Raw genomic sequence first — 14,788 nt, 5'->3', positions numbered from 1 at the left:
CATATGAAGGAACATAACATGCGAACGATGCTTCAGCAGGTGACCGTGGGGGAGACCACGGCAATCTACCGTCGGGACGACGAAAGCGGCACTGTCGAACTGTTGCTCGTGCCGGCCGGCCGCACCACAGACGTCACACGCGACGACTGCGCCGCCGAACCGCTCGTACAGGCCAAGATCGTCGGCGACGACTATCCGTTCGGCTTCTCGCAGGGCCGCACCATGCGCAACTCGCAGACCGTGACACGCATGGAGTTCGGCAGGCCGCGCGTGTTCGCCGACGATGATGGCACGACCACCGTCACCACGCGCATCGACGACCCGCGCGGATGGCATTACGAACACGTGTTGACGATGACGACGAAAAGCCCCGCCGTGGAGATCCACACGTCCGTGGTCAACGACTCCGCCGAGGCCGTCACGTTCGAGATGCTCTCCAGCTTCACGCTCGGCTCGATTTCGCCGTTCGCCACCGGACTGGATGCTGAAAACCTGACGCTGCATCGTCTGCGCAGTACATGGAGCGCCGAAGGCCGACTGCTCTCCCAGCCCGTCGAGGACCTGCAGCTCGAACCCAGCTGGCAGAGGTTCTCCGCCAACTCCGTGCGCTTTGGCTCCGTCGGCAGCTTCCCCGTACGCGAATGGGTGCCGTTCGTCGGACTCACCGACGGCCGCGCCGGCGTCACCTGGGCGGCGGCCACCACGCACGCCTCCAGCTGGCAGATCGAAGTCTACCGCCGTGACGACGGGCTGAGCCTCTCCGGCGGCATCGCCGACCGCGAATTCGGCCAGTGGAAGCATACCGTGCGGCCCGGCGAACGGTTCGACGCGCCCAAGGCCGTCGTAGCCGTGGTCGCCGGCGGCGTGGACGAGGCCGCACAGGCCGTCGCCGCCAACGTGCGGCAGTATCTCGACGTGCCCGAATCCGAAAACCATCTGCCCATCATCTTCAATGAATTCTGCTCCACCTGGGGTGTGCCCACCGAGAAAAGCGTGCTCGAACAGCTTGACGCCGTCAAGGCGCTCGGCGTGGAATACTTCGTCATCGACGCCGGATGGTTCGACGACGCCGCATTCGAATCAGCCAGCCGATTCGGCAAATGGGAGGTCAGCCCGGCGGCGTTCCCGCATGGATTGAAGCCAGTCGTCGACGCCATCCACGACGCGGGTCTCAAGGCCGGCATCTGGTTCGAGTTCGAGGTCGCCGGCCGACAGGAGCCCGACTGCTTCAACAAGACCGCGTGGCTGCTCAAACGCGACGGTCTGCCGATCACCTCAGGCAACCGCCGTTGGTGGGACATGCGTAATCCCGAAGTGCGCGACTACCTCGCCCACAAGGTCATCGACATGTTGCGCGACAACGGCTTCGACTATATGAAAGTCGACTACAACGACACCATCGGCATCGGCTGCGAGACTCCCGGCCAGCCCGAAATGTCGCTGGGGGAGGGCCTGTACGACCAGGTCCAAGCGTCGCAGGACTTCTTCCGCCGCATCCGGGAGGAACTGCCGGACTTGATGATCGAGATCTGTGCGTCCGGCGGGCACCGACTCGTCCAGTCGTTCATGGAGATCGGCGCCATGGCCAGCTTCTCCGATGCGCACGAATGCGACTACATCCCCGTCGTCGCCGCGAACATGCATCGCATGATCCTACCGCGTCAATCGCAGATCTGGGCCGTCGTGCGCGACGACGACCCAGCCGACAAACTCTACTACCAGATCTGCTCCGGTCTGCTTGGACGCCTCTGCTTCTCCGGTGACGCCAACGCGTTCTCCGGCGAGAAGAACGACATCATCAACGACGGCGTCGCGCTCTACCATGCCGCCGCACCGATCATCGACTACGGCGAGAGCGCATGGCACGGGCCGGCCATGCGCAGCTACAACCATCCGCGCGGCTGGCAGGCCATCGTGCGCCGCGGCGAGGCGGGAACGTCCGCCGACGGTCGTGTGCTCGTCGTACTGCACACGTTCCATGACGCGCCGAACACCGTGGAGATTCCGCTCGGCGACGCCGCGTCGAACGGCGCCGCCATCGCCGACGAATTCCATCGCAACGGTGTCGACGTCACGCTCGCCGACGGCACGCTGACCATCGGCGGACTTCGCGACTTCGACGGTGTCGCCGTACTACTGTGATTCCATGACAAAGGAGTTCCTATGACGACCATGATCCACAATCCGATCCTGCCGGGATTCCATCCCGACTCCAGCGCGCTGCGCGTCGGCGACGACTACTACATCGCCACCAGCACGTTCGAATGGTGGCCCGGAATCGACATCTACCATTCCAAGGACCTCGTCAACTGGGAATGGGTCGCCTCGCCCGTGAACCGCGAATCCCAGGTGAACCTGCTCGGCAACTACGACTCCGGCTCCCTGTGGGCGCCGCATCTGAGCTACGCCGACGGCAAGTTCTGGCTCGTCTACACCGACGTCAAAACCTATGCGCCGTTCAAGGACACGCTCAACTACGTCATCACCGCCGACGACATCCGCGGGCCGTGGAGCGAACCGCACTTCCTCACCGCATCCGGATTCGATCCCGCCATCTTCCATGACGACGACGGCCGCAAATGGTTCCTCAACATGCTCTACGACTACCGTCCCGGCCACGAGCTGTTCGCCGGCACGGTCATTCAGGAATTCGACCCGGAGACCATGAAACTCATCGGCGAACGCAAGCATTTCTACAAGGGCACCAAGCTCGGTGTGTGCGAAGGACCGCAGATTCTCAAGCGCAACGGCTGGTACTACCTGCTGTGCGCGGCAGGCGGCACCGGCTACATGCACGCCGCCACCGTGGCCCGCGCCCGCACGCTCGAAGGCCCGTTCGAGGATTCGCCGTACACGCCGCTGCTCACCGCGCGAGACGAGCCGACCAACCCGCTGCAGAAGTCGGGCCACTGCTGCTTCCTCCAGATCGGCGACGAATGGTACGTGACCCAGATCTGCGGCCGTCCGCTCACCGAACGCGGCAACTGCACGCTCGGCCGCGAGACCGGCATCCAGAAGATTCACTGGACCGAGGACGGATGGCCGCGGCTGGAGAACGACACCATCAGCCCCGACCTCGACGTTCCCGCGCCGAAGATCGCGCAGGGCGTGACGCAGAAGCTCGACCATTCCGAACGCATCGACTTCGCCCCCGCAGCGGCCGACGACCCTGCCCAAGGTGCGTTCGCTCCGGGACAGGTCGACTCCGTCACCGATCCGGCCATTCCGCCGAGCCTCAAGACGCTGCGCACCGCACTCGTGCCGGAAGAGGACTACAGCCTCACCGATCGTCCCGGCTGGCTGCGTCTCCAAGGCGGCCAGTCGCTGCGCTCGCAGCACCGTCAGAGCCTGTTCGCCCGTCGTTGGGAGTACTTCGACTTCGACGCCGAGACCGTGGTCGACTTCCGGCCGAAGAACTTCCAGCAGATGGCGGGACTGGTGCTCTACTACGACACGCAGAACTGGATCTACGCGTGCGTCACCTTCGACACCGAGGGCTCCGACACCCGCGTGCTGCAGATTCTGCGCTGCGACCACGAGGACCTTGAGTACGGCTGCGAGCAGGTGGAGATCCCTGGCGACGCCCCCGTGAAGCTGCATGTGGAGGTGCGCGGCGCCGTCGCGCGGTTCTCCTATGCGCTGGGCGACGGCGAGCTCAGGCCGCTCGGCGGCGACCAGCCGGCCGACCACATCAGCGACGACTACGTGGAACGCACCATCAAGGGCTGCGCGTTCACCGGCGCCATGCTCGGCATCTGTGCCCAGGACATGGACGCCCACGAATCCCACGCCGACTTCAAGTACCTCGACTATGAGGAGAAGCGCTGACGTAACGGGCGGCGGACGTCGATTCCGTCGCCCGTTACGGTCATAAGCCGGCAGAATAAAGGCCTCGCATCGTATCGTACATGCGAGGCCTTCGTGTGTTCGTCAACGCATATGAAAAAACGTTCCGCATGGTTGACGGACCATGCGGAACGTTCGAAAAGGGAGGGGAAGACCTAAATCACTTGACGCCCTTGATGCCGAAGACGGACACCGCGGCGATGGACAGCACGATGAAGCCCATCGGGAACAGTCCCATGTAGCCGAAGACGCCGATGACGGCGGCGGCCAGAAGTGGGGCGAGCATCTGGCCGATGGTGCCGGCCACGTTGAGGAACGCGAGGTCCTTGGCGGCGTTCTTCTGGTTCGGCAGCACGGAGGTCATCAGCGCCTGGTCGAGGGCGACGAAGATGCCGCCGCCGAGACCGGACAGGGCCACGTAGATGGTGTACATGAGCGGCGTCGGGATGAAGAACGGCAGCCAGCAGGGCACGCCCACCAGGAACACGGCCACGGCGACCGGTACCTTGATGGTCTTGAGCTTGTCGGCCAACGGGCCGGAGATCACGGCGGCGACGATGGCCATCACCAGGCTCAGCGCGGCCATGAGGCTCATCCACTTGGCGGCGGCCTCGGCGGGGGTGTGCATGTAGTCGGTCAGCGTGTAGAGGCGGTAGGTGCCGATGCCGCCGGGCATCATGTACATGAGGCGGGCTAGCGCAGCGAACCAGTAGTCACGGCCGGCATGGCGCGGCGGCAGGAAGTTCGTCTTGAACGATTCGAAGGAGAACGGCTCGCGCGGCACATGCTTGTTCGACTTCTCCTGGCAGATGATGACGGCGAGAATCAACGCGACGTCGGCGACGATCAGCAGGATGAACACGCCCTTGGAGACGTTGGTGATGTAGAGGGAGGCAAGCGACTGGGCTCCGTTGAGACCGATCTGCGTGGCCACGCCGAACATGGAGCTCGCCGTGCCGCGGTACTTCGGGGCGATGAGGTCGGGCATCCACGCCATGGCTGCGGCCATGACGGCGTTGTACCACACCACATACACGTACCATGCACCCAGTGCGACGGTGGCGTTCGACGACGTGGCGAAGATGACGAGGCAGACGGTGGCGAGGATGCCGCCGCCGACGATCCACGGCGTGCGGGCGCCGAATCGGGAGCGCGTCATGTCGCACAGGGCGCCGCAGATGAAGCCGGCGAACACGGAGATGAGCAGTGTGATGCTCGTGGCGCTCGCCACCATGGAGACCTTCTGGTCGGGGGCGATCATCTGGATTTTGGCCGGCAGCAGCACGGCGCTGATGCCGAAGAACGGGGCGTAGAAGCCGATGGTGCCGAAGAACTGGGCTATCGACGGCCTCCAGGGGAATGAGTTCTGCTGCGCGTCGGTGACGGCGGCGTTCTTGACGTTGATGTTCATCATGCTCCTTTGCATCTGCTGCAAATCATAGGGGAAACGTGGGTGGGGGATGTAGGATGCTATCTGTATGACGTCCATCATCGTTCCGTCATCGGCCGGTCGGACATCGGGCGTCCGGACCGTTCGCAGTGATGCGGCAGCGGTGATGTGAATGTCATTTAGGTAACTAGTTACATCGCTGGAAAATTACGATACCATGCCTTTTCGGAGTGTCGTGACGACATGTTGCCACGATTTGCTTTTCCGTTGGCGTGTCGAGACCTTGAAAGCCGTTGTGCCGATTGGTTTTGGCGACGTCATATGTTTGGAAAATAAATTTTCGAAAACAATGATTTTTCCGGTGTTTCGCGACTGATTCTTGATTTGATTTGAAACCGGTTTCAAAATGGTGTATGGTTCAAAACGACAGCAAGAAAACCGTTAAGGAGATTGCGATGACGCACAAAGTTGCTCTTGTTACTGGTGGTAAGCAGGGAATCGGTTTCGGAATCGCGAAGCGACTGATTGCCGACGGCTTCGCCGTGTCCATCCTCGATGTGTGGGACGAGCCGACCGACGTGCTCGCCGAACTGCGTGAAGAGGCCGGCGACGACTCCCTCGTGCGTTACGTGCAGGGCTCCGTCGACAACTTCGACGACCATAAGCGCTACCTCGACGACGCCGTGAACGCCTGGGGCCGCCTCGACGTGCTGGTGAACAACGCAGGCGTCGCCCCCAAGGAGCGCAAGGACCTGCTCGAGGCCACTCCCGAAAGCTTCGACCGCGTGCTGGGCATCAACCTGCGCGGACCGTACTTCCTCACCCAGGCCTTCGCCAACCGCGTCATCGAACTGCGCGGACCGCTCGACAAGCTCCCCGAACCGCCGGAGCAGCCGGTCGCCACCATCATCAACATGGCGTCCACCTCCGCCGAGACGGTCTCGCTCAACCGCGGCGAGTACTGCATCTCCAAGGCCGGCGTGCACATGGCCACCTCGCTGTGGGCCGTGCGCCTCGCCCCCGAAGGCATCGTGGTCTACGAGGTCCGCCCGGGCATCATCGCCACGAGCATGACCTCCACCGTGCACGACAAGTACAACACCTTCTTCGCCAACGGCGGCGCCCCGATCGGCCGCTGGGGCAAGCCCGCAGACGTGGCCGGCGCCGTGTCCATCCTCGCCTCCGGCAACACCCCGTACTCCACCGGCGACATCATCAACGTCGACGGCGGCATGCACATCCCGGTGCTCTGACAGACCTGGCCCCTTTCGCGGGCCGACGGCCGCGCCGCGAACCGCATCCTCCTCTGTGCGGGATCCGCGGCGGTCTGGACGAAGGAACCCAGGCTTTCAACCGCATGACTTATGAAACAACTCCTCCTTTCCTTCCATAGGATTCATGCACCTTCGTCCACGGCATCCGGCCCGACGCCCCCGAAAGGGGCCATCAATCCTTTTCTCCAAGCCAAATCCATCCAGCCATCCGATTTCGGGCAATGACCGCCCGGACCTCCCCAAGGCAATACTTTCTGAAGGCACCAATATGAACGAAACCACACTCACGATCGCCGGCCACGACGTGCCGGTCGTCACCCACCAGGCCGTCGTGGTCGGCACTGGCGCCGCGGGATACTGCGCCGCGGAACGCCTGTACGACCTGGGCGTCACCGACGTGGTGCTGGTCTCCGACCACATCAACGGCGGCACCTCCCGCAACGCCGGCTCCGACAAGCAGACCTACTACAAGCTCACCCTCTCCGGCGGCGACCCCGACTCCGTGCGCGAGATGGCGCAGACCCTGTTCGAAGGCGGCGCCGTCGACGGCGACACCGCGCTCGTGGAGGCGGCCGTCTCCGCCCAGGGCTTCCTGCACCTGTGCGACCTCGGCGTCCCGTTCCCGCGCAACAAGTACGGTGAGTACATCGGCTACAAGACCGACCACGACCCCCGTCGCCGCGCCACGTCCATCGGACCCTACACCTCCAAGTCCATGGTCGAGCACCTGCAGGCCTCGGTGGAGTCCAAGGGCATCCGCACCTACGACCGCTGCCGCGTGGTCGACATCCTCACCGCCGACGATGGCAAGGGCGGTCGCAAGGTCGTCGGCCTGCTCGTGCTGCGCACCGACGTGCAGGACGGCGCCGAGGAGTCCCGCTTCCTGGTGCTGCGCACCGCCAACCTCGTCTACGCGACCGGCGGCCCCGCCGGCATCTACAGCAACCGCGTGTACCCCAACGGCCAGTGGGGCGCCTCCGGCGCCGCCTACCGTGCCGGCGTGGACGGCAAGAACCTCACCGAATGGCAGTTCGGTCTCGCCTCCACCAATCCGAAGTGGAACGTCTCCGGCACCTACATGCAGGTGCTGCCGCGCTTCGTCTCCACCGCCCAGGACGGCTCCGACGAACGCGAGTTCCTCTCCGAGGCCATCCCGGACTACGGCCGTCAGCTCTCGCTGATCTTCCTTAAGGGCTACCAGTGGCCGTTCGACATCCGCAAGGCCCGCGACGGCAGCTCCCTCATCGACCTGCTTGTCTACCGCGAGACCGTGCTGCGCGGCCGCAAGGTGTACCTGGACTTCCGTTCCAACCCCGTGCAGCCCGAGCTCGACGCCTCCAAGCTCGACAAGGAGGCCTACGAGTACCTCGAGCAGGCCGGCGCACTGACCGGCACCCCCATCGAGCGCCTGCGCCACATGAACGAGCCCGCCTACCAGTTCTACCTGGAGAAGAATCCGGGCGTCGACCTCGAGAAGGAGATGCTGCGCATCGACCTGTGCGCCCAGCACAACAACGGCGGACTGGTCATGGACGCCTGGTGGCGCTCCAACGTCGAAGGCATGTTCCCGATCGGCGAGGCCGACGGCGTGCACGGCGTATACCGTCCCGGCGGCACCGGCCTGAACGCCGGGCAGGTCGCCGCGATCCGCGCCGCCACGTACATCGCCGCCCGCCGCTCTGACGCAGCCACCCTTGACGACACGGCGTTCGAGGCCGCCGTGGCGAACCGCGCGAAGGAGGACTTCGACCTGTTCGACACCGCCACCGCGCGCGCCGCACAGAGCGGAGCCGAGAACGTGCACCAGTACATGAAGAACGTGCAGGAGCTTATGAGCGCCAAGGCCGGCCCTGTCCGCCAGAAGGACGAGGTCGATGCCGCCTACCGTCAGGTGGGCGAATGGCTCGACGAATACGAGAGCACCGTGAGCGCCAACGCCGGCTCCCGCCGCAGCGTCGACCGTCTGTTCCTCGTGCGCGACATCCTCACCACCGCCTATGTGTACCTCGGCGCCATGGCCGAATACGCCGACCATGCCGGCAACACCTCCCGCGGCTCCGTGCTCTACACGAACCCCGAAGGCGACCTGCCGGTCAAGGGCTACGGCGACGATCCCGACACCCCGCTCGACATGGAGGACATCTTCCGCTTCAAGCTCGACGGCGGCGCCTACAACGGCGTGACCCAGGAGACGAGGTTCAGCCAGGACTCCGACACCCAGGCCAACGGCACCGTCTCCTGCAGCTGGCGACCGGTGCATCCGATTCCCGAGGACGACGATTTCTTCGAGAACGTCTGGCGCTCCTATCGCGAGAACGGCAACATCGACTGATTGCGGGGATTGATTCCTCGCGGGGTCAACTCCCCTCAGTCGGCTTTGCCGACAGCTCCCCTCAATCATGAGGGGAGCCATTAATGCCAACACAAATCGTCAATCAATCAACTCAATCAAACAAACACAATCCCGAAAGGAACAACCATCATGGCAGATAAGACTCTGGGCGTGATTCTCAATGGCGCGACCGGCCGCATGGGCTATCGCCAGCATCTCGTGCGCTCCATCCTCCCGATCATTGAGCAGGGCGGCGTCGAACTTTCCGACGGCTCCCGTGTGCAGCTCGACCCGATCCTGGTCGGACGCCACGAGGACAAGCTCAAGGCCGTCTCCGAAAAGCACGGCGGCATCAAGTACACCACCGATCTCGACTCCGTGCTCGCCGACGACAAGTACCCGCTGTACGCCGACTTCCTCGTCACCTCCGCTCGCGTGGCCGCCATCGAAAAGGCCATCAAGGCCGGCAAGAAGGCCGTCTACACCGAAAAGCCCATCGCCGAGACCCTCGAGGACGCCGTCGAGCTCGTCAAGCTCGGCAAGGAGCACGACGTCGTCTCCGGCGTGGTGCACGACAAGCTGTTCCTGCCCGGCTTCCTCAAGCTGCGCCGTCTCATCGACTCCGGCTTCTTCGGTCGCATCCTCTCCGTGCACGGCGAGTTCGGCTACTGGGTGTTCGAAGGCGACTGGCACAAGTCCCAGCGCCCCAGCTGGAACTACAAGAAGGAGCAGGGCGGCGGCATGATCTCCGACATGTTCCCGCACTGGAACTACATCATCGAGAACCTCTTCGGCCGCATCACCGATGTCTACGCCGACGCCAAGACCGAGATCCCCGACCGCTGGGACGAGCAGGGCAACCACTATGACGCCACCGCCGAGGACGCCGCCTACGCCGTGTTCAACACCGTCAACGGCATCACCGTGCAGATGAACTCCTCCTGGAACACCCGCGTGTTCCGCGACGAACTCGTCGAATTCCAGGTGGACGGCACGCTCGGCTCCGCCGTCATCGGCCTGTTCACCGCCAAGATCCAGGCCCGCCCGGCCACGCCGCTCGCCTTCTGGAACCCGGACGTCCCGGATCCGCACAACTACTGGGATAACTGGCAGGAGATCGCCACCGACGAGCAGTTCGAGAACGGCTTCAAGGCCCAGTGGGAGGAGTACATCCGCGCCCTCGTCGAGCACAAGCCCTACCCGTACGACTTCGAATCCGGCGCCCGCGGCGTGCGTCTGGCCAACCTCGGCTACGAAAGCGCCAAGGAAGGCCGCAAGATCGAGGTCCCCGAAAACCTGCTCTGATCTGATCCGAGTCGGCTGCGCTGATTCGGGCCGACTCCCCGACTCCGGGTGGGGCGGGAGGCGCGGACCTCGCGGTCCGTCCTTCGCCCCACCCCATATCCATACATATACGAAAGAAGCATTATCATGACGAATCCGATTCTTTCGATGAACCAGGCCACCATCAAGTACGCCGATCTCGCCACCGCGCTGCGCGTGTGCTCCGAGGCCGGTTACCGGAGCATCGGCCTGTGGCGCGAACCCGTCGAGGAAGTCGGTCTCGACACCGCCGTGAAGATGGTGAAGGACTCCGGCCTGCGCGTCTCCACGATGTGCCGCGGCGGCTTCTTCACCATGGAGGAGGAGCCCGCCCGCCGCGCCTCCATCGACGACAACCGCAAGCTCATCGAAGAGACCGCCGCGCTCGACTGCCACGTGCTCGTGCTCGTCGTCGGCGGCCTGCCCGAAGGCTCCAAGGACCTTACCGGCGCGCGCCTGCGCATCGGCGAGGCGCTCGCCGAGCTTGAGAAGGACGCCCTCGACGCCGGCGTGACGCTCGCCATCGAGCCGCTGCACCCGATGTACTGCACCGACCGCGCGTGCGTCTCCACGCTCGGCCAGGCGCTCGACATCGCCGCGCCGTTCAACCCGAAGGCCGTCGGCGTGACCGTCGATACCTTCCACATCTTCTGGGACCCGCAGGTGCAGGAATCCATCGCCCGTGCTGGACGCGAAGGCCGCATCGCCACGTACCAGGTGTGCGATTGGAAGACCCCGCTCGAGGCCGATCCGCTGCTCAGCCGCCACTACATGGGCGAGGGCGTCATCGACTTCAGGCCGCTCACCGAGGCCGTGTGGAACACCGGCTGGCGCGGCGACATCGAATGCGAGCTGTTCAACCAGAAGATCTGGGACACCGACCCCGCCGTCGTGGCGAAGAAGGTGTCCGACGCCTTCGACAAGGAAGTGGCACCCTACTGGCCGCTGTGATCGTCGCGCAGTCGTGCATCACGGTAGCGGACGGTCATGGCGTTCAGTCATGGCGCAAATGAAGTAATCGGTTATTGGAATACGGGTCCAAATCCCCGGCATCGCCGATTCGTGGTGCATCATGGTCGTTTTTCCGCTTCGAAAACGACCATGATGCACCGCAGATCGCGGGTGGAGGGATTTGGGCCCGTATTTTTTGGTCGTCGACGCGCGTATTCTATATGAGTGCGTTCCGTATGAGTACGCGCAACGAATGAATTCATGGCAAACGGGGTATGCATGGTCGAGCATCTGACAAGGCGGACGGTCCAGAAGGAAACGGTTCGTGCGGCGTTGCGGCAGACGGATGATTTCATCTCCGCGCAGAACCTGCATCGCCGGCTGCAGGACGCCGGCTCCAAGATCGGCCTGGCAACCGTATACCGTCAGCTCAACGCCATGGCGGCGGCGGGGGAGGCCGACACCATCCGCATGGGCGGCGAGCAGCTGTTCCGCGATTGCGGAGAGGACGCGCAGCGGCATCATCACCATCTCGTATGCGAGCGCTGCGGCAAGACCATCGACATCGAACCGCCGAGCGAGGCGTGGTTCCGCAAGGTGGCCGAAGACAACGGCTTCGCCATCAGCCATCATATTCTCGAGATCTTCGGCGTGTGCGCCGAATGCGCGGACGCGGAGGGGCGATCCGCCGACGATGGCGTCGAGGTCGCCGATGAATCTTCTGCGGGCAAAGTCAACGCCACCGACTGAAATGGGAATATGAACAGGAACAGGATTGTCGGGCTCATATCCTTGATCGTCGTGGTCGCGGTCGTCTGCGGGTTCGCGGTGTGGCGGACGACGTCGAAGCCCGAATCCGGGCCGTCGCGATCGGCCGTGTCCGTGACCGGCTATCTCGGCGGCGAGAAGACCGGCCTGTTCGACGATTCGCAATTCACAAGGCTTGCCGCTGACGCCGGTCTGAAGGTGGACTATCGCAAGGCCGGCTCCCTCGACATGATGATGGCCGACCGGGCCGGCATGGATTATCTGTTCCCGTCGTCGCGTACCGCCGTCGAATACGGCGCCTCCAAGGGCGTTAAAGCCGCGAGGCAGGACATCGTGTTCAACTCGCCCATCGTCGTCTACACGCACAAATCCGTGGCCGAGGGGCTGGCGAAGTCGGGCATCATGCATCGCGACGGCGACGTGTGGCGGCTCGACATGGCGAAGGCCGTCGACGCGATGAAGGCCGGGCGCACGTGGGCCCAGGTCGGGTACGCGGGCGGCTATGGCGTGTTCCACATCGAAAGCACCGATCCGGTGAAATCCAATTCCGGCAACGAGTACGCGGCGTTGCTGGCCAATACGATGAACGGCGGACAGCCGGCCACGCGGGCGACGGTGAAACGCGACGCTCCGACCATCCGGTCGATATTCGCGAAATCCGGGTGGATGGAGACCTCCTCCGAGGACAGTTTCAACCAGTTTTTGACGCTCGGTGTGGGCTCCAAGCCGATGATGGTCGGGTACGAAAGCCAGATTCTCGACCTGGCCGTCAACAATCCCGACGCCTGGGCACAGGTGAAGGACGATTTGGTCATCGCGTATCCGACGCCGACCGTGTGGAGCACACACACGTTCATGGCGTTGGACGCCAAGGGGGAGAAGCTACTGACCCTGCTGGAATCCAAGCCGGTGCAGAAGCTGGCGTGGGAGCGGCACGGATTCCGTAGCGTGGACTTCTCCGGCACCGACTCCATCACACGGTTCGGCGTGCCCGGCACCGTCGACACCGTGCAGAACGTGACCGAACTGCCGCCGAACGACGCCATGCAGGATCTCATTGAGGCATTGAGGCATTGAGGCAGTGAAGGCCGGCTCCATGGCGGTGGGGCGTGGCACGGAGTTCGTTTCCGTTGCATGTTCGCATTGCGCGACATAAAAACCTGGCACGGAAGAACGTTTCGTCGTGATTGTCTGTTTTCGTGACGGAAAAACCTGGCACGGAATGCGATTCCGCATCAATCGTCCATTCCGTGCCGGCAGGCAGGCCGTCACGGGTCGCAAATCGAACCGAAAATGTTGGAATTGCAATAAAAGCAATGAAGCTCCGACCGCGAGTTGTGGCACGGAATACGGCAGGCGGGAATATTGCCGTTCCCTGCCGCAAATACATGGCAGGGAAGACCTGCGGATTGCCCTATGGCGTTCCGTGACAAACCGCCGGTCGGATGGCCTCCGTGTGATGCCTTATGGCGCGAATGAGCAAGAGCATATGTCGAGTTGCAGGTGCTTGATTTGGTGGAATGGGTATCTCGGCGCCGGTATTTCAACGATTATTGCTTTCGAAAACCGATTATCGGGTAAATTCAGCACCCATGGCTCACGTTTTTCGGAAGATGGATGAGAAAGAAATTTTTCAATAATGAAAATGATTATCAATTTATGTGTATACTGGGTCGTGGAATTCCTCAGAGAGGGGAATGCAACGGTAGAAAGACAGCGATTATGACCGATAAGAGTATGACGAGCGCGGACAAAAGCATGGCGAACGCAGACAAGACCAAGACCGGGGGAAACGAAGCGACCTCTACGATCAAGGGGACCGTGACGGGCTCGGCGACTTCGGCGTCCATGCCGAACCGGTTCAGGCGCAGGATGACCATGCTGGCGGCGGCGACTGCGGCGATTATGGCCTTTGGGCTGGCGGCGTGCGGCGGCGCCGACACGTCGGGTGCGGGTGCGACGTCCGAGAAGATCGAAGTGGTGGCAAGCATCAACCAGTGGGGTTCCGTGGCCGAAGCGCTCGGGGGCGACAAGGTCGACGTGAAGTCGATCATGACGAGCACGAACGTGGAGGCCCATGACTACGAGCCGACGACATCCGACGTAGCCGCATTCACCAAGGCGCAGATCGCCGTGGTGAACGGCGCGGATTACGATCCGTGGGCGTCCAAGGCCACGGAAGGCACCAAGGCCGACGTGGTGAACGCCGCCGAGACCGACGGCATCAAGGAAGGCGACAACCCCCACGTCTGGTTCTCCCACGATGTGCGCGAGAAGACTGCCGACGCCATCACCGCAGCCTATGAGAAGGCCATGCCCGATCAGAAGGACTACTTCGAACAGCGGCACAAGGACTGGGAGGCCCAGGAGCAGAAGGTCGAGGACAAGATCAAGGCGGCCGAATCCAAAACCAAGGGCGTGCCGTACGCCGCCAGCGAGTCCGTGGCATGGTACCTCGCCGACGACCTCGGCATGACCGACGCCACCACCAGCGGCTACAAGAACGCCAGCGCCAACGAAAGCGAGCCTTCGCCCGCCGACGTCAAGCAGTTCTCCGACGCCCTGAAGGCCGGGAAGATGAAGGTGTTCGTGCTCAACACGCAGGAGGCCAACGACACCACCGATCATCTGGAGGCTGCCGCGTCGGAAGGCGATGCGCCCGTGGTGAAACTCACCGAGCAGATGCCGAAGGAGTACACGAACCTCACCGACTGGATGAGCGCGCTGGTCGACGACTTCACCGGTGCCGTGAAGTGATCGTCTGATTTACACAAGGTCCCTTCTCCGGAATTCCGGAGAAGGGACCTCATTGCATATGAGAATTGGCTCCCCTCCCTGAGGGGAGCTGTCGGCGTGAGCCGACTGAGAGGAGCGACACCTCAGGTACTCAACTCCCCTCAGACC

General features: G+C 63.2%; 10 protein-coding genes. 9 read left to right on the top strand and 1 reads right to left on the bottom strand.

Going from position 1 to position 14,788, the window contains the following annotated elements; translation table 11 throughout:
• The first annotated feature begins 18 nt into the window (after positions 1–18).
• The gene (locus CS006_RS00695; protein WP_165777169.1) at positions 19–2,142 is read left to right on the top strand and encodes a glycoside hydrolase family 36 protein; all 2,124 of its coding nucleotides are present in this window, start codon (positions 19–21) and stop codon (positions 2,140–2,142) included.
• A gap of 21 nt (positions 2,143–2,163) precedes the next feature.
• A complete protein-coding gene (locus CS006_RS00690; protein ID WP_207759975.1) occupies positions 2,164–3,828 on the top strand; it encodes a glycoside hydrolase family 43 protein in 1,665 nt (554 codons plus the stop codon).
• A gap of 178 nt (positions 3,829–4,006) precedes the next feature.
• On the opposite strand, the gene CS006_RS00685 is transcribed toward CS006_RS00690, so the two are convergent.
• Complete coding sequence (locus CS006_RS00685) at positions 4,007–5,260, bottom strand: MFS transporter (protein ID WP_165777168.1); 1,254 nt, start codon at positions 5,258–5,260, stop codon at positions 4,007–4,009.
• A 431-nt stretch (positions 5,261–5,691) separates the two neighbouring features.
• On the opposite strand from CS006_RS00685, the gene CS006_RS00680 reads away from it, so the two are divergent.
• The 7 genes from CS006_RS00680 to CS006_RS00645 all read left to right on the top strand — a co-directional run bounded on the left by CS006_RS00680 (position 5,692) and on the right by CS006_RS00645 (position 14,641).
• Positions 5,692–6,489, top strand: coding sequence for a 3-ketoacyl-ACP reductase (locus CS006_RS00680; RefSeq protein ID WP_100509885.1), 798 nt, complete (start codon positions 5,692–5,694; stop codon positions 6,487–6,489).
• Positions 6,490–6,778: 289 nt separating this feature from the next.
• Positions 6,779–8,842, top strand: coding sequence for an FAD-dependent oxidoreductase (locus tag CS006_RS00675; protein ID WP_100509884.1), 2,064 nt, complete (start codon positions 6,779–6,781; stop codon positions 8,840–8,842).
• 150 nt (positions 8,843–8,992) lie between these two features.
• A complete protein-coding gene (locus tag CS006_RS00670; protein WP_100509883.1) occupies positions 8,993–10,147 on the top strand; it encodes a Gfo/Idh/MocA family protein in 1,155 nt (384 codons plus the stop codon).
• A gap of 126 nt (positions 10,148–10,273) precedes the next feature.
• Entirely contained in the window at positions 10,274–11,116 is an 843-nt protein-coding gene (locus CS006_RS00665; protein ID WP_207759974.1) for a sugar phosphate isomerase/epimerase family protein, read from the top strand.
• Between the two features lie 279 nt (positions 11,117–11,395).
• On the top strand, positions 11,396–11,866 hold the full coding sequence (locus CS006_RS00660) for a Fur family transcriptional regulator (RefSeq protein ID WP_100509882.1): 471 nt from the start codon (positions 11,396–11,398) through the stop codon (positions 11,864–11,866).
• A gap of 9 nt (positions 11,867–11,875) precedes the next feature.
• Complete coding sequence (locus CS006_RS00655) at positions 11,876–12,961, top strand: substrate-binding domain-containing protein (protein ID WP_100509881.1); 1,086 nt, start codon at positions 11,876–11,878, stop codon at positions 12,959–12,961.
• A gap of 771 nt (positions 12,962–13,732) precedes the next feature.
• The gene (locus CS006_RS00645; protein ID WP_100509879.1) at positions 13,733–14,641 is read left to right on the top strand and encodes a metal ABC transporter solute-binding protein, Zn/Mn family; all 909 of its coding nucleotides are present in this window, start codon (positions 13,733–13,735) and stop codon (positions 14,639–14,641) included.
• The last annotated feature ends 147 nt before the right edge of the window (positions 14,642–14,788 follow it).

The organism is Bifidobacterium primatium (genome assembly GCF_002802875.1).
GTDB lineage: Bacteria > Actinomycetota > Actinomycetes > Actinomycetales > Bifidobacteriaceae > Galliscardovia > Galliscardovia primatium.
The sequence above is the reverse complement of the archived record's forward strand: the minus strand, read 5'-3'. Positions and strand labels throughout refer to the sequence as shown.